General features: G+C 70.7%; 14 protein-coding genes. 10 read left to right on the plus strand and 4 right to left on the minus strand.

The window, feature by feature from the left end; all coding sequences use genetic code 11:
* Positions 1-70: 70 nt before the first annotated feature.
* Complete coding sequence (locus AB0M82_RS10930; protein ID WP_364719815.1) at positions 71-748, minus strand: MBL fold metallo-hydrolase; 678 nt, start codon at positions 746-748, stop codon at positions 71-73.
* A 106-nt stretch (positions 749-854) separates the two neighbouring features.
* On the opposite strand from AB0M82_RS10930, the gene AB0M82_RS10935 reads away from it, so the two are divergent.
* Both AB0M82_RS10935 and uvrA read left to right on the plus strand, forming a co-directional pair.
* On the plus strand, positions 855-2087 hold the full coding sequence (locus AB0M82_RS10935) for an acyltransferase (RefSeq protein WP_364719817.1): 1233 nt from the start codon (positions 855-857) through the stop codon (positions 2085-2087).
* Between the two features lie 89 nt (positions 2088-2176).
* Positions 2177-5038, plus strand: coding sequence for an excinuclease ABC subunit UvrA (gene uvrA, locus AB0M82_RS10940; RefSeq protein ID WP_364719820.1), 2862 nt, complete (start codon positions 2177-2179; stop codon positions 5036-5038).
* A 3-nt stretch (positions 5039-5041) separates the two neighbouring features.
* Here uvrA and AB0M82_RS10945 read toward each other — a convergent pair whose 3' ends face one another.
* On the minus strand, positions 5042-5383 hold the full coding sequence (locus AB0M82_RS10945) for a hypothetical protein (protein ID WP_364719822.1): 342 nt from the start codon (positions 5381-5383) through the stop codon (positions 5042-5044).
* Between the two features lie 350 nt (positions 5384-5733).
* On the opposite strand from AB0M82_RS10945, the gene AB0M82_RS10950 reads away from it, so the two are divergent.
* The 4 genes from AB0M82_RS10950 to AB0M82_RS10965 all read left to right on the plus strand — a co-directional run bounded on the left by AB0M82_RS10950 (position 5734) and on the right by AB0M82_RS10965 (position 8096).
* Positions 5734-6237: a hypothetical protein gene (locus AB0M82_RS10950; RefSeq protein ID WP_364719825.1), complete on the plus strand. Its 504-nt coding sequence runs from the start codon at positions 5734-5736 to the stop codon at positions 6235-6237.
* A gap of 145 nt (positions 6238-6382) precedes the next feature.
* Positions 6383-6934 (plus strand): sigma-70 family RNA polymerase sigma factor, encoded by a 552-nt coding sequence (locus AB0M82_RS10955; RefSeq protein ID WP_364719956.1) that lies wholly within the window; start codon positions 6383-6385, stop codon positions 6932-6934.
* Positions 6931-7647, plus strand: coding sequence for a zf-HC2 domain-containing protein (locus AB0M82_RS10960; RefSeq protein ID WP_364719827.1), 717 nt, complete (start codon positions 6931-6933; stop codon positions 7645-7647). Before AB0M82_RS10955 ends, AB0M82_RS10960 begins: the two co-directional genes overlap by 4 nt.
* 5 nt (positions 7648-7652) lie before the next feature.
* The gene (locus AB0M82_RS10965; RefSeq protein ID WP_364719959.1) at positions 7653-8096 is read left to right on the plus strand and encodes an SRPBCC family protein; all 444 of its coding nucleotides are present in this window, start codon (positions 7653-7655) and stop codon (positions 8094-8096) included.
* Between the two features lie 116 nt (positions 8097-8212).
* Here AB0M82_RS10965 and AB0M82_RS10970 read toward each other — a convergent pair whose 3' ends face one another.
* Positions 8213-9649, minus strand: coding sequence for an MFS transporter (locus AB0M82_RS10970; protein WP_364719829.1), 1437 nt, complete (start codon positions 9647-9649; stop codon positions 8213-8215).
* Positions 9650-9753: 104 nt separating this feature from the next.
* On the opposite strand from AB0M82_RS10970, the gene AB0M82_RS10975 reads away from it, so the two are divergent.
* Positions 9754-10155, plus strand: a complete 402-nt coding sequence (locus tag AB0M82_RS10975; RefSeq protein ID WP_364719832.1) for a helix-turn-helix domain-containing protein — start codon at positions 9754-9756, stop codon at positions 10153-10155.
* Positions 10156-10291: 136 nt separating this feature from the next.
* Here the strand turns inward: AB0M82_RS10975 and AB0M82_RS10980 are convergent, their stop codons facing one another.
* Positions 10292-11650: a cation:dicarboxylase symporter family transporter gene (locus tag AB0M82_RS10980; RefSeq protein ID WP_364719835.1), complete on the minus strand. Its 1359-nt coding sequence runs from the start codon at positions 11648-11650 to the stop codon at positions 10292-10294.
* A 159-nt stretch (positions 11651-11809) separates the two neighbouring features.
* Between AB0M82_RS10980 and AB0M82_RS10985 the strand changes: the two genes are divergently transcribed.
* The 3 genes from AB0M82_RS10985 to AB0M82_RS10995 all read left to right on the plus strand — a co-directional run bounded on the left by AB0M82_RS10985 (position 11810) and on the right by AB0M82_RS10995 (position 15891).
* Positions 11810-13384: a sensor histidine kinase gene (locus tag AB0M82_RS10985; RefSeq protein ID WP_364719838.1), complete on the plus strand. Its 1575-nt coding sequence runs from the start codon at positions 11810-11812 to the stop codon at positions 13382-13384.
* Positions 13381-14049: a response regulator gene (locus AB0M82_RS10990; protein WP_364719840.1), complete on the plus strand. Its 669-nt coding sequence runs from the start codon at positions 13381-13383 to the stop codon at positions 14047-14049. The genes AB0M82_RS10985 and AB0M82_RS10990 overlap by 4 nt, the downstream gene beginning before the upstream one ends.
* Positions 14050-14142: 93 nt before the next feature.
* Positions 14143-15891 (plus strand): M64 family metallopeptidase, encoded by a 1749-nt coding sequence (locus AB0M82_RS10995; RefSeq protein ID WP_364719843.1) that lies wholly within the window; start codon positions 14143-14145, stop codon positions 15889-15891.
* The last annotated feature ends 68 nt before the right edge of the window (positions 15892-15959 follow it).

Below are 15959 nucleotides of genomic sequence, written 5' to 3' on the forward strand. Positions count from 1 at the left end.
TCGCGCACCCCACGGTCATCTGGCCGGGAGCCGGATGGCATGCCTGAAGGCTGCCGCTCGGACGTGCCGGTCACCAGCCGCGCTCGCGCCACTCCTTCAGCTTCGGCCGTTCCGCTCCCAGCGTCGAGTCGTCGCCGTGGCCCGGGTAGAACCACGTCTCGTCCGGCAGTTCCCCGAAGATCCGCGACTCGACGTCGTCCAGCAGTGACGTGAAGTCCTCCGGCGAACCCGTCTTGCCCACCCCACCCGGGAACAGCGAGTCCCCCGTGAAGAGGTGCGGGTGGCCGGACGGGTCCCGGTAAAGCAGCGCGATCGACCCCGGCGTGTGCCCCCGCAGGTGGATCACCGAGAGGGTGACCTGGCCCACCGACAGCGTGTCGCCGTGCTCCACCAGGAAGTCCGGCGGCACCGGCAGCGGCGGAGCGTCCAAGGGATGAGCCGCCGTGTTGGAGCCGTTCGCGCCCGCCACCGCGCCCAGCGCCTGCCAGTGGTCCTGGTGCTGGTGGGTGGTGACGATCGTGCGCAGCGCCGGGCGGTCCGGGCCGTGGCCGATCAGGTCGGAGATGCGCTCCGGGTCGTTCGCCGCGTCGATCAGCAGCGCCTCTTGCGACTCCCGGCACACCAGCAGGTACGTGTTGTTGTCCATCGGGCCGACGGACAGCTTGGTGATGGTCAGCGCGTCCAGGGTCCGCCGGGCGGCGTCGCCACCCGGGTCGACGTGCCCGGTGTAGGTCTCCACGATGTTCACCGTGCACACGGTAGTCGTTTCGCTCCAAGCGGTTCCACCCGCACAAGCGCCCGCTCACCCCGCCACGTAGGCTCACGGCGACCCGCCAGCCGACCCCAGGAAGATCGTGCCCACCACCCCGACAGCGCCGCGCCGGATCAGCTGGGACATCCTCCGCGTCGTCGCCGTCTTCGCGGTGATCCTCGGGCACGTCACCCACCAGGGCGCGCTGCTGCACCCCGAGCTGACGGGTTACCCCTTCCGGGTGACCGCGCAGTTCGGCGCGGCGATCCTGCTGGTGATCTCCGCGTTCTTCGTCTGCGCGAGCCTCCGCAAGGGCAATCCGCGCCGATGGCTGTGGAACCGGGTCGCGCGGCTCGTGCCCGCCTACTTCGCCGCGGTGCTCGCCACCTACCTCGTGACCCGGTACGCCGCCGTCCGCTTCAGCGGGCTGCCGTTCCCGCCGGGCCTGGAGGGCTTCCTGTTCGGCGTGCCGCAGGGGCTGCCGGGGGACCCGTCGCCCTGGTACATCCCCACCCGGCTCGACCTGCTCGCCAACCTGGGCATGGTCCAGGAGTGGGGCTGGCGCTTCGAGACGTTCTACTACCTCGACGGCTCCTACTGGACGCTCCCGGTGCAGCTGATGGCCTTCGCCGCCGCCGCGCTGCTGTGGCCGCGCGCCTGGCGCACGCACCGGGTGACCGTCGGCCTCCTGTGGGCGCTGGTCCTGGGTCCGCTGGTCCTGCGGTTCGCGCTCTTCCCGCCGTCACTGGAGCCCAGCACGCACCAGAAGGTCGTCGACTCGGTCTTCTACGGCCTCGGCCTGCAGCGCACCCATGTCTTCGCCATCGGCGTCGCGATCTGGCTGTGGGCGCGGCACCGCCTCGAGACGTGGCACGCCGCGCTGTTCGTGCTCGCCGCCGTCGCCGCGCAGGACCTGCAGGTCTTCCCGTTCCACCGGGCGCTGCCGCAGGACGCCGAGCGCTGGCCGTCCACGATCGGGTTCGCCGTGCTGCTCCTGCTGGTCTGCCTGGCCGCCCGCGGCCCCGACTGGCGGTTCCCCGGGCTGCCGCGGATCGCCCCGGCCGTCACCTGGCTCGCGGGCATCTCGTATGGTCTCTATCTGGTGCACCAGGAACTGGGCTACATCCTGGCCCGCGCGCTCCTGAACATCGGTGTCCCCGGCTGGCTGCGGCTCCCCGCGGTCGCCGCCGCCGCCGTGCTCGGAGGCTGGGCGATCACCGCGGGAGTGGAACGGCCGGTCCACCGGTGGCTCACCGCCCGCCGGGACCGGCGCCGAAAGCCGGAAGAACCGCAGGTCACGGACGCGGAACCCGTTTCTGTCGGTGGTGGCTCGTAGCATGAACGCGGCCACCCGTGCAGCCAGTTTGAGGTAGCACTGATCGGGTCGGCGACCGCAGCTGAGAATGACATTGAAGGGACCCTGGCGTGGCTGATCGCCTCGTTGTTCGCGGCGCCCGCGAGCACAACCTCCGCGGCGTGGATCTCGACCTGCCCCGCGACAGCCTGATCGTGTTCACCGGCCTGTCCGGGTCTGGCAAGTCGAGCCTCGCCTTCGACACCATCTTCGCCGAGGGGCAGCGCCGCTACGTAGAGTCGCTGTCGGCGTACGCCCGCCAGTTCCTCGGGCAGATGGACAAGCCGGACGTCGACTTCATCGAAGGCCTCTCGCCCGCGGTGTCGATCGACCAGAAGTCCACCTCGCGCAACCCGCGGTCGACCGTGGGCACGATCACCGAGGTCTACGACTACCTGCGCCTGCTCTACGCCCGCGCCGGCAAGGCGCACTGCCCGAAGTGCGGCGAGGCGATCAGCAAGCAGACCCCGCAGCAGATCGTCGACCAGGTGCTGGAGATGGACGAAGGCATCCGGTTCCAGGTGCTCGCGCCGGTGGTGCGCGGGCGCAAGGGCGAGTACGTCGACCTGTTCGAGAACCTGCAGCAGCAGGGGTACGCGCGCGTGGTCGTCGACGGCACGGTGCACGCGCTCACCGACCCGCCGAAGCTGAAGAAGCAGGAGAAGCACCAGATCAGCGTGGTCATCGACCGCCTGAGCGTGAAGTCGAGCTCGCGCCAGCGGCTGACCGACTCGGTCGAGACGGCGCTGCGGCTGGCCGACGGCCTGATCGAGCTCGATTTCGTCGACCTGCCGGACAACGATCCGCACCGGATCCGCGGCTTCTCCGAGAACCTCGCCTGCCCCAACGGCCACCCCCTCGCGATCGAGGACCTCGAGCCCCGCTCGTTCTCCTTCAACTCGCCCTACGGCGCCTGCCCCGAGTGCACCGGCATCGGCATCCGCAAGGAGGTCGACCCGGAGCTGGTGGTGCCGGACGACGAGCTGTCGCTGGCCGAAGGCGCGATCGCGCCGTGGTCGGGTGGGCAGAGCGCCGACTACTTCGTCCGGCTGCTGGAGTCGCTGTCGGAGACCATCGGCTTCCGGATGGACACGCCGTGGCGCAAGCTGCCCGCGCGCGCCCAGAAGGCGGTCCTGCACGGCGTCGACGAGCAGGTGCACGTCCGCTACAAGAACCGCTACGGCCGCCAGCGGTCGTACTACGCGAACTTCGAGGGCGTCATCCCGTTCCTCGAGCGGCGCCAGGAGCAGACCGAGTCCGAGTACATGCGCGAGCGGTACGAGGGCTACATGCGCGAGGTGCCGTGCCCGGCCTGCCAGGGCACCCGGCTCAAGCCGGAGATCCTCGCCGTCACGCTGCAGCACCGGACCCGCGGCGACATGTCGATCGCCGAGGTCTGCGCGCTGTCCATCGCGGAGGCGTCGCAGTTCCTCGACGAGCTGGAGCTGGGGCAGCGCGAGGCGATGATCGCCGGCGCGGTGCTCAAGGAGATCCAGGCCCGCCTGCGCTTCCTGCTCGACGTCGGCCTCACGTACCTCTCGCTCGACCGGGCGTCGGCGACGCTGTCGGGCGGCGAGGCGCAGCGGATCCGGCTCGCCACCCAGATCGGCTCGGGTCTCGTGGGCGTGCTGTACGTGCTCGACGAGCCGTCGATCGGGCTGCACCAGCGCGACAACCACCGGCTGATCGAGACGCTGACCCGGCTGCGGAACCTGGGCAACACGCTGATCGTCGTCGAGCACGACGAGGACACCATCCGCTCCAGCGACTGGGTGGTCGACATCGGCCCCGGCGCGGGCGAGCACGGTGGCCACATCGTCCACAGTGGACCGTACAAGAAGCTGCTGAAGAGCAAGGAATCGCTCACCGGCGCCTACCTGTCGGGCCGCCGGAAGATCGAGATCCCGGCGATCCGGCGGCCGATCGACAAGAAGCGGCAGCTGACCGTGGTCGGCGCGCGCGAGCACAACCTGCGTGGGCTGGACGTCTCGTTCCCGCTCGGCTGCCTGGTCTCGGTCACCGGCGTCTCCGGCTCGGGCAAGTCGACGCTGGTGAACGACATCCTCGCGATGGTGCTGGCGAACAAGCTCAACGGCGCCCGTCAGGTGCCGGGCCGGCACACCCGGGTCAACGGGCTGGGCCACGTCGACAAGCTGGTGCGCGTCGACCAGTCGCCGATCGGGCGGACCCCGCGGTCCAACGCGGCCACCTACACCGGTGTCTGGGATCACGTGCGCAAGCTGTTCGCCGCGACCACCGAGGCGAAGGTGCGCGGCTACCAGCAGGGCCGGTTCTCGTTCAACGTCAAGGGCGGCCGCTGCGAGGCGTGCGCCGGCGACGGCACGATCAAGATCGAGATGAACTTCCTGCCGGACGTCTACGTCCCGTGCGAGGTCTGCAAGGGCGCGCGGTACAACCGGGAAACCCTCGAAGTGCACTACAAGGGCAAGACTGTCGCGGACGTGCTCGACATGCCCATCGAGGAGGCGGCGGAGTTCTTCGAGCCGATCAAGGCGATCCACCGGCACCTGCAGACGCTGGTGGACGTCGGCCTCGGCTACGTCCGGCTCGGCCAGCCCGCGCCCACGCTGTCCGGCGGCGAGGCGCAGCGCGTCAAGCTGGCGAGCGAGCTGCAGAAGCGCTCGACCGGCAAGACGGTGTACATCCTGGACGAGCCCACGACCGGCCTGCACTTCGAGGACATCAGCAAGCTGATCGGCGTGATCAACGGCCTGGTCGACAAGGGCAACACGGTGATCGTGATCGAGCACAACCTCGACGTGATCAAGACGTCCGACTGGATCATCGACATGGGCCCCGAGGGCGGTTCGGGCGGCGGCACGATCGTGGCCGAGGGCTCGCCCGAGCACGTCGCCGGGGTCGAGGGCAGCTACACCGGTGAGTTCCTGAAGACGGTCCTCCAGGCCGAGTAGCGGCTACCGCTCCTTCCCGGTGGTCTGGTGGGCCACCGGGGAGAGCGGGCCGTAGTACAGCGTCCGGAGCCGGTAGGCCGAGCCCTCTTCGCCGGGCAGCAGCGAAAGCGAGCACTCCCCGATGTCCGGCCCGGTCACCAGGACCGGGTCGAACTCCGCCGCGCCCGGATGCCGGATCTCCAGCAGGAAGCCGGCCTCGTCCGGCGTGCGGTCGGTCCACGTGAACGACACCGTGCCGCCCGTCACCTGCTTTTTCAGGTCCGTCGAGAGCGGACCGGTGAACGGCTGTTCCCGGTAGTAGAACGGCGTCTCCGGGATCAGGCCCGGGTGGTGGTAGCTCGTCACGTGCGGCGGCAGGAACCGCAGCGTCGTCCACGGGCCGGCCGGGTCGTTGGCGTAGTCGACGCGGTGGCCCGCGCCGTCGAACAGCCCGCGGCCAGCAGCGCGACCAGGACGAGGGTCTGCCGGGCACGGCGGCCTCCCGGAACGGACGGGGCGGAGGTGCGGACGTGAGCAGCTTAGGAAGCCGCCCGCACGGCGACAAGATCGTGCCGATCACCGGGGCACACCAATCCGGCGGCGAACCGGCACCGAATGGCGCGAAAACCGGGCTGAACCGTTTCGCGCCTGCCGTCGTGTTCTGGATGTCGAGGTCCGCCGGATGGCGGAGCCGCCCTCACCGAGGAGAGAACGTCATGAACCGTATCCGGCCGGTGGTCGTCAGCGCGTTGGCGCTTGTCGCCGTCGCCTCGTTGTCCGCCTGCGGTGGGATGGCCGACGGCGCCCAAGGACCGCAACACGGGGAACCGGGGCACAAGATGCTCCAGGTCGGCACGGTCAACGGCGTCGGCTCGGTGGTCACCGACGCCGACGGGAAGACGCTCTACCGGTTCGACAAGGACATCTCCCAGCCGCCGACGTCGAACTGCGACGGCGACTGCACGAAGTCCTGGCAGCCGATGCTGGCCGGGGTGGCCACGCCGATGCTCAAGGGCATCCAGGACACCCAGGTCGGCACGGCGACCCGCAAGGACGGCAGCAAGCAGATCACGCTCAACGGCTGGCCACTGTACGAGTTCGCGGGCGACAAGGTCGCGGGTGACATGAACGGCCAGGGCGCCAACGGCGCGTGGTTCGCCGTGGCGCCCGACGGCAGCAAGATCACCGCGGGCGGCAAGGCCGGCGGCGCAGGGTCCTGACAGACGACGGTTTCCGGGCAGAACGAGGAAGGACGGGCAGCCGATGAACACCATGGTCGCGCTGCGCTCGGCGCACGCACCGCCGGTGGAGCTGAGGGTTGCACTACTGTCCTCGACGACTCAGAACACCGTCGGGAGGACGAGGGTGGCCATAGGAGGCAGGCGGCCTAAGAAGGCCAAAGGCGAAGACCTGATTCGGCAGCTGTACGCCGAACACGGGCGAAGCCTGCTGGCCTACGCGACGAGGCTGACCGGGGATCGGGCGGCAGCCGAGGACGTGGTCCAGGAGACGCTCGTCCGTGCTTGGAAACACGCGGACGATCTGCAGAACGACGGGAAAGGCTCGGTGCGCGGCTGGTTGCTGACCGTCGCGCGCAACCTGGTCACCGACCGGGCACGTGCCCGGGCGGCCCGGCCACAGGAGGTGGCCGAACCGGCCGACGGCGCGCCGACCCCGGCCGTCGAGCGCGACCACGCCCAGGGCGTGGTCGACTCGATGACCGTGCTCGGCGCGATGGACGGCCTTTCGAACGAACATCGAGAGGTCCTGGTGGAGATCTACTACCGGGGACGGACGGTGGCCGAAGCGGCGAGAACACTGGGCGTCGCACCGGGTACCGTGAAATCAAGGTCGTACTACGCACTCAGGGCTCTCAGAGCCCAGATGATCTCGAGCGGAACGGAGGTGGCGCGATGAACTCGGTCGACGAAAGTCACACGCAGCTCGGCGCGTACGCCCTCGGGGCGCTCGACCCGGGCGAGGCGGCCGACTTCGAACGACGGCACCTGCAGACCTGCGCTCAGTGCCGGTTCGACCTGAACGAACTCGTGGCGTTGCGCGAGTCGCTCGACGAGGTGCCGCCCGAGGCGTTCCTCGACGGGCCGCCCGAGGGCGGGGATCTGCTGCTGCAGAAGACCCTGCGCCGGGTGCGCGACGAAGAGGAGACGCTGGCGCCGGCCCGCTCGACGTCACGCCGGGGCCTGGCCCTGGTCGCGGCGGCGGTGCTGGTGGTGGCCGCGCTCGGTGGCGGGATCCTGGTGGGACGGCAGACGAGTTCCACGGACACCGCGCTCCCCATCCCCGCGCCGCCGTCGAACGTGCCCGGCACGAAGACGGTCGAAGGCCGGGATCCGACGACCGGTGTGCAACTGGCCGCGTCGATCACCCCGTTCCAGGGCTGGGTCAAGACGGACGTCAGCGTGAAGGGCGTCAAAGCCGGGGAGAAGTGCCTGCTCCAGGTGGTGACCAAGGACGGCAAAGCGGTGACCGCCGGCAGCTGGCAGGTGTCCGAGAAGTGGGAGAGCCAGGGTTTCAACCTCGACGGGTCGGCACTGGTCGCCCCCGACGATGTGAAGTCGATCGACATCGTCACGGTCGACGGCCGGAAGCTGGTCTCGGCCCAGGTTTGATGAGCATGACGGGTGCGCGCTACCGGTTCCGCAGCACGTGGCTGCTGCCGGGAACCGCGCCCCGGCGGGTGTTCGACGTGGTCACCGACCTCGCCGGCTACCCGCGGTGGTGGTCGGACGTCCGCGCGGTGCGCCGCGTGGACGACGACACCGCCGAGCTGGTTTGCCGGTCCCGGCTGCCGTTCCGGCTCGTCGTCCGGATGCACCGGGACCACCAGGACGAGCGCACGGGCCTGATGCGGGTCAGGCTCAGCGGCGATCTCGACGGGACACTGGCCGGAGCGGTCCGCGCGGCGGGCGCGGGCACGCTGCTGGAAATCACCCAGGACGTCCAGGCCCGGAAAGAGCTGCTGCGGCGCTTCGACGCGGTGGCCCGGCCGCTCTTCCGCGTGAACCACGCGCTGATGATGCGGCGGGGCCACCGTGGCCTCTCGGCCTACCTCACGTGATCAAGGCCGTAACTTGCGTGATTGAGGCCGGAACCCGCGTGATTGAGGCCGGAACTCGCGAGTTACGGCTCCAATCACGCGAGTTACGGCTCTGATCACGCGAGTTACGGGCCGGGTCACGCGTGATCGGCGATGCACAGCTCCGGCTCAGAGGCGGGAGCCGCGGGCACCGTGACCGGGCGGGGGCGGCGGGCCAGCACCAGGGCACCGAGTGTGACCGCCGCGATCAGGAAGCCCGCGCTGATCCCGTACGCCAGCCGGAACCCGGCCGCCAGTGCCTCGCGGTGGTCCACCGGCCCGAGGCTCGCCGTGCGGGCGGCGGCGGCCGCGGCCAGCACCGCCGTGCCGACCGCCGCGCCGACCTGCTGGGTCGTGTTGATCAGGCCCGACGCGACGCCGGCGTCCTCCGCGGCGACGTCCGACATCGCCAGCCCCATCAGCGCCGGGATGGCCACGCCGGCGCCGAGCCCCATCACCAGCAGCGGCGGCAGGACGTCGGTGAAGTAGCCACCGTCCACCGCGACGCGGGTGAGCAGCAGCAGGCCCACGATCACCAGGCCGAGCCCGGACAGCAGCATCGCCCGCGGCCCGAACCGCGAGGCGAGCTTGTCCGCGAAACCCAGCGACGCCACCGCGATCACCGCCGGCACCGGCAGGAACGCGACGCCGGTGCCCAGCGCGTCGAGGCCCAAGACCTGCTGCAGGTACAACGCGGTGACGAACTGGAAGCCGAGCATCCCGGCGACCATCAGCACCATCACCAGGTTGGCGCCGGTGACCGCGCGGATCCGGAACAGCCGCAGCGGCAGCAGCGGCGTGCGGGCCTTCGCCTGCCGCACCACGAACGCGGCCAGCAGGACGGCGGCCGCGGCCAGCGCGCCCCAGCGCGCGTCCGAGATCGCGTACACGCCGAGCATCACGGCGGCGGTGACGAGAACCGCCCCGAGCACGTCCAGGCCCGCCCGCAGCCCGGTGCCGCGGTCCGCTTCGATCACCCGGACGGCCAGCAGCAGCGCGGCCACGCCGATCGGCAGGTTGACGTAGAACGTCCAGTGCCAGTTCAGCGCCTGGGTGAGCGCGCCGCCCGCGATGAGCCCGATGGACGCGCCCGCGGCCTGCGTGAAGCTGTACACACCGATCGCCTTCGCCCGGGCCCGCGGCTCGGGGTACATCGTGACGATCATGCCGAGCACCACGGCCGACGCGAGCGCGCCGCCGACGCCCTGGGCGAACCGTGACACGACCAGGACGCCCGCGTCCGTGGCCAGGCCCGCGACCAGGGAGGCGAAGGTGAACAGGCCGAGCCCGCCGAGGAAGACGCGGCGGCGGCCGAGCAGGTCGCCGAGCCGGCCGGAGATCAGGAGCAGGCCGCCGAACGCGACCAGGTAGGCGGTCACGACCCAGGCGAGCCCGGCGGGCGTGAAGCCGAGGTCGGCCTGGATGGCGGGCAGTGCCACCGCGACGATGCTGCTGTCGAGCACGACCATCAGCGAGGCGGCGCACAGCACCGCCAACGCGAGGCCGCGGGAGCGGGTGGGGTGGTTCTCGGCCATGTCAGGCCCCTCCAGTCGAGAGTTCCCCTGGTCGTCGCCAGGGCACTTCTTGTAACAGTGCCCATCATGTGTGACCATGAGTGCGCCGTGAAGGAGGCACTTTCATGTCCCAGGGGAACATCGATGTACCTGTCCAGGTCACCGAGATCGATCCGGAAAAACTCGACGTCTGCACAGTGCTCGAGGTCATCAACCGGATCAGCGGCAAATGGGCGATCGGCATCCTCCTGGAGGCCACGCGGGGCCCGGTGCGGTTCACCGAGCTGGAGCGCGCGGTCGAGGGGATCAGCCGCCGGATGCTGACGCTGACCCTGCGCAACCTCGAGCGCGACGGCCTGCTGGCCCGCACGATCTACCCGACCGTCCCGCCGCGCGTGGAGTACGAGGCCACCGCGATGGCGAAGGAGCTGTACCAGTCGCTGAACGGCCTGCTCGGCTGGGCGGAGCGGCACCGCGAGGACATCACGGCCGCGCGCGTCGTCTACGACGGCCACGCCGCCTGCTGAAACGCGAAAAGCGGCACTTTCACGTGAAAGTGCCGCTTCGGCGTGGAACGGGCCGCGGCGCGAGGTCGGGGAACACTCGCACCGCGGCCCGTGATGGTTCGTGCTCAGCGGGGGCAGTGAGCACGAACGTCAGGGATCAAACCGGGACCTTTTCGCCCTCCGGCTCGGGTTTCGCCGTTTCGTGTTCGTCGAGCATCGTGGCTTCGTCGAACGGCTCGTCGCCGGCGAAGACCCGTTGCGCCTGCTCGCGGTCGAACTCCTTCGTCCAGTTTCCGATGAGGACGGTCGCGACGGCGTTGCCGGCGAAGTTGGTCAGCGCCCGGGCTTCCGACATGAACCGGTCGATGCCGAGGATGAAGCCGACGCCGTTGACCAGGTCGGGCCGGTGCGACTGCAGGCCGCTGGCGAGCACCGCGATGCCCGAGCCGCTGACGCCGGCCGCGCCCTTCGAAGCGATGATCATGAACAGCAGCAGGACGATCTGCGAACCGATCGACAGCGGCGCGTCCTGGGCGGAGGCGATGAACAGCGTCGCCATGGTCAGGTAGATCGCGGTGCCGTCCAGGTTGAACGAGTACCCGGTCGGCACGGTGATGCCGACGACCGACTTGCCGACCCCGAGGTGCTCCATCTTCGCGATCAGCCGCGGCAGCGCCGACTCCGACGACGACGTCGACAGGATCAGCAGGAACTCGCGGCGCAGGTAGTTGAGCAGCTTCAGGATGTTCACCCGCGCGCCGGCCCACAGCACCAGGCCGAGGATGCCGAAGACGAACACCAGGCAGGTCAGGTAGAAACCGATCATGATCACCGCGAGGCTCTTCAACGCGTTGAGCCCGGTCGCGCCGACCACCGCGGCGATGGCGCCGAACGCGCCGACCGGGGCGGCCCACATGATCATCGCCAGGATCCGGAACACCAGCCGCTGGATGCTCTCGATGCCGCGTAGGATCGGCGCGCCCTTCGGGCCGAGCTTCTGCAGCGCGAAGCCGACGAGCAGCGCGACCAGCAGCGTCTGCAGCACCTGGCCTTCGGTGAACGCCGAGACGAGCGTCTTCGGGATGATGCTCAACGCGAATTCGACCGGACCGGCGGCGGCGGTGGCCGACTTCTGGGCGCTCTTCACGTCGGCGGGGTTCAGGTGCAGCCCGCTGCCGGGGTGCAGCAGGTTGCCCACGATCAGGCCGATCGCCAGCGCGAAGGTCGACATCGCGATGAAGTAGACCAGCGCCATCAGGCCGATCTTGCCGACCTTCGCCGCCTTGGCGACGGAGCCGACGCCGATCACGATGGTGCAGAAGATGATCGGCGAGATCATCATCTTGATGAGGTTGACGAAACCGTCGCCCAGCGGCTTCAGGCCCTTGGCGAAGCCGGGGAAGAGAAAGCCGACCGCGATACCCAGGGCGACCGCGACGATCACGGCCAGGTAGAGGTAGCGGGTCTTGTCGCGGCGCGGTGTGGCAGTGGCCACGTCGGGGGTCGGTGTAGGCACCGTTGCCTCCAGCTCGGGGGTGTTCCAGGTTGCGGCACACTGTAGGCGCAGTTCGGTGACCCGGCTCACTTGTGTTCATTGAGTTCGTGTGACGATCGCACCGTCCCCTTCGGACACCCCGGGAAACGCGTGTGCTGATATGAGGAGGTGCCCCCGACGGTGCGGTCCCACTGGAGCCTCGCCCGCCAGCTGCTCGTCCTGCAGCTGGTGGTGCTCTGCGTGCTGGCCGGCGCCGGGATCACTTTCGCCTACCTCGACGCTCAGCGGGCGGTCGACGAGAACGCCGTCGACCAGGTCCACGCGGTCGCCGCGACGGTGGCCGATGCGCCGAGCGTCATCGCCGCGGTGACCACGCCGAACCCGAGCGTGACGCTGCAGCCGTTCGCGGAGCGGGTGAAGATCGACACCGGCGTCGACTTCATCACGATCATGAGCCCGGCCGGGATCCGGTACACCCACCCGACCCCGGCGCTGATCGGCCGGCCCTACATCGGGAACATCGCCAAGGCGCAGCGCGGCGAACGGGTCACCGAGACCTACACCGGCTCGCTCGGCCCGTCGAAGCGCACGGTCGTGCCGGTGTTCGGCGCCGGCCACCGGGTGGTCGCGCTGGTCGCGGTCGGGATCACCGTCGCGGCGATCTCCGCCGAGCTGCGCGAACGGCTGCGGCCGCTGTTCGGCGTCGCCGGCGCGGTGCTGCTGGTCGGCGCACTGGGCGGCTGGCTGATCAGCGCCCGGCTGCGGCGCCAGACCCGCGGGTTCGCGCCGGACGAGCTGAGCAACCTCTTCGAGTACCACGAGGCCGTGCTGCATTCGGTCCGCGAAGGCGTGCTGCTCGTCGGCCGGGACGGGCGGATCGGGCTCTGCAACGACGGCGCCCGGACCCTCCTCGGCCTCGACGCCGACCCCGTCGGGCGCGAGCTGGCCTCCCTGGGGCTGCCGGAGGGCCTGGCCCAGGCGTTCACCTCGGCCGAGAACCGTGCGGAAGAGCTGCACCTGACGGACTCCCGCGTCCTGCTGGTCAGCACGACCGCCGTCCGCTCGGGCGGCCGCGCGCAGGGCACCGTCGTCGTCCTGCGCGACCACACGGAACTGCAGACGCTGACCGGCGAGCTCACCACCGCCCGCGGTCTCGCGGAGGCGCTGCGGTCCCAGGCGCACGAGGCGGCGAACCGGCTGCACACCATCGTCTCCCTCGTCGAGATCGGCAAACCCGAGCAGGCCGTCGAGTTCGCGACCGCCGAGCTCGCGCTCGCCCAGCAGCTGACCGACCGCGTCGTCGCCGCCGTCGCCGAGCCGGTGCTCGCCGCGCTGCTGCTCGGCAAGGCCGCCGAGGCGAGCGAGCGCGGTGTCGAGCTGACGGTCACGCCGGACACCGTGATCGACGACGCGAGCCTCGGGATCGCGGCCCGCGACCTGGTGACCATCCTCGGCAACCTGATCGACAACGGCCTCGACGCCGCCGTGCGCGGCCGCGGCAAGCCGGCGGTCGTCGTCACCGCCCGCTCCGAGGACGGCGGGCTGCTCCTGCGCGTCGCCGACAACGGGCCCGGCATCCCGGAGGACGCCGACGTGTTCCGCCGCGGCTGGTCGACCAAGGCGGAGGACGGCCACGGCCTCGGGCTGGCGCTCGTCGGGCAGGCCGTGCGCCGCTACGGCGGTACGGTCGACGTCGGACGGGACGGCGGCGCGGTGTTCACCGTGCGCCTGCCGCGGCAGGAGGCGGACCGGTGATCCGGGTGCTGGTGGTGGAGGACGAGCCGGTGGCCGCCGAGGCGCACCGCGTCTACGTCGAACGGCTCCCGGGGTTCTCGGTGGCCGGGGTGGTCCACTCCGGCGGCGACGCCCTGCGCTTCTGCGAACGCGAGCCGGTCGACCTGGTGCTGCTGGACTTCTACCTGCCCGACACGCACGGCCTGGCGGTCTGCCGCTCGCTGCGCGCGGCCGGGCTGCCGATCGACGTCATCGCCGTGACGTCGGCCCGCGACCTCGGCCTGGTGAAGGCCGCGGTGTCGGTCGGCGTGGTGCAGTACCTGCTCAAGCCGTTCACCTTCGCGACCCTGCGCGAAAAGCTCGAGCGCTACGCCGAGTTCCGCGACGCCTCCGGCGAGGTCACCGGCCAGGCCGAGATCGACCGGGCCCTCGGCGCGCTGCGCACCACCGACCAGCCGCCGCTGCCGAAGGGCATGAGCGGCGAGACGCTCGAAGCGATCACCGACGCGCTCTCCGGCGCCGCGGAAGGCCTGTCGGCGGGCGCGGCGGCGAGCGCGATCGGCGCGTCCCGCGTCACGGCCCGCCGGTACCTGGAGTACCTGGCGGACAGCGGGATGGCCCACCGCGAGCCGCACTACGGCCAGGTGGGGCGGCCGGAGGTCTGGTACCGGCTCACGCGCGTATAACGACCTATACCCGGCAGCCGGCGACTTCCGGCGGTTCCGGCGACGCTCCCCGTGCGGTACACCGGGAAGATCACCGACCAGGGGAGTGCCGCCATGCGGAAGTGGGCCGGGTTCGTCGCAGCGCTCGTGGTTTCACTCGGGATCGCCACACCCGCGTCCGCCGCCGAGCCGGCGGCCACCGTCACCGAAGTGCAGGTCACCGGGCCGGTGGCGCAGCGGTTCAACCTCGTCGTCCTCGGGGACGGCTACACCGCCGCCGAGCAGCCGAAGTTCTTCGCCGACGTCCAGCGGCACGTCAGCACGCTCTGGTCGCTGGAGCCGTTCAAGTCCTACCGCGGCTACTTCAACGTCTACGCCGTTTCTCTCGCGTCGCCTGAGTCCGGTGTGGACTGTGACCCCTCGCTCGACGCGCCACGCCGGGACACCCCGCTCAACATGGGCTTCTGGGGCGGCTGCAACGCTTCGAGCGTCCAGCGGCTGCTGACCGTCGACGACGCGGCCGCCCAGCGGTACGCCGACCTGGTGCCCGGCACGACCCGCGCGAACCGCCAGATCCTGGCACTGGGCAACAGCACCACCTACGGCGGCGCGGGTGGCACCTACGCGACGGCGTCCGGCGGCAACGCGCTGTCCGCGCTGATCTCGCCGCACGAGCTCGGCCACTCGCTCGGCGGCCTCGACGACGAGTACGACTACTACGCCCGCAACGTCCCGGGTGGCGCGTACGAGGGCGGCGAGCCGGACTCGATCCACCACACACTGCTGACCGAACAGCAGCTGCGCGCCCAGCACGCGAAGTGGTGGCGCTGGCTCGGCGAACCCAGCGAGTCCGGCGGCACGGTCGGCCGCTTCGAAGGCGGGCTGTACACCCAGACCGGCGTCTGGCGGCCGAGCAGGCACTCGATGATGAAGACGCTCGGCTACGCGTTCGACCAGGTCGGCCGCGAACGGATGACGCAGCGGATCGCGGCGAAGGTCCCGCTCGTCGCCGGCGGTACCCCGGCCGGGACGATCGGCGCCGACCGCGTCGTGTGGGTGCGGACGATGCACCCGGTGAGCCACCGCCTGGACGTCACGTGGACGCTCGACGGCACTCGGCTGCCCGGCCAGGAAGCGGTCGACCTGCGCCGCGCGCACGTGCGACCCGGTCGCCACACCTTGACGGCGACGGTGACCGACCCGACGCCGTTCGTCCGCGACCCGGCGGTCCGTCCGACGGCGACCCGCACCTGGACGGTCGACACGGCCGTGGTCACACCGCCCGCGGGTGGACCGGCGGTGGTGGCATCGACGCCGACTTCGCGCCCGGTCGGCGGCCACGACGTGGTCTACGTCGAAACCGGCGAGCCGACCGGCTCGATCCCCGCGGTCGTGTGGTCGCTCGACGGCCGTGTGGCCGGCACCGGATCCGACTACGCCCTCGACGTGTCCCGCGGAACGCACACGCTCACCGCGACGACCGGCGGCACGACGTTGAGCTGGACGGTGGACGCGACCGGCCCGGAAACCACGGCGGAGCTGCCGGCGGGCTCCGTGTACCACGGCTCGTTCACGATGCGCTTGAAGTCCCCGGACGGAATGCCGGAGTTCCGCGTGGACGGCGACGGCTGGCACAAGTTCTACGGCTGGCCGACGAACCCGGACGCGCCCTATCTGTTCACCCCGCGCGGCACGGAGATCGACGGCCTGGCGTACGGCAACCTGGGCGAGGGCGGGCTGACGGTGTCGCCGTTCTCGGAGCGGAAGCCGGGGTACGGCCGGCATCGGATCGAGTACCGGTCCATCGACGCGGCGGGCAACGTGGGTCCGACGAAGTCGGTCACGGTGACGCTGCTGCCGTAAAGCAGTGGCAGGGCTCGTCGCGGGCTTGTAGGTTCCGGGGTCATGGGAACTTTGTGGATGCCCGCATA

The organism is Amycolatopsis sp. NPDC051128 (genome assembly GCF_040682715.1).
Taxonomy (GTDB): Bacteria; Actinomycetota; Actinomycetes; order Mycobacteriales; family Pseudonocardiaceae; genus Amycolatopsis.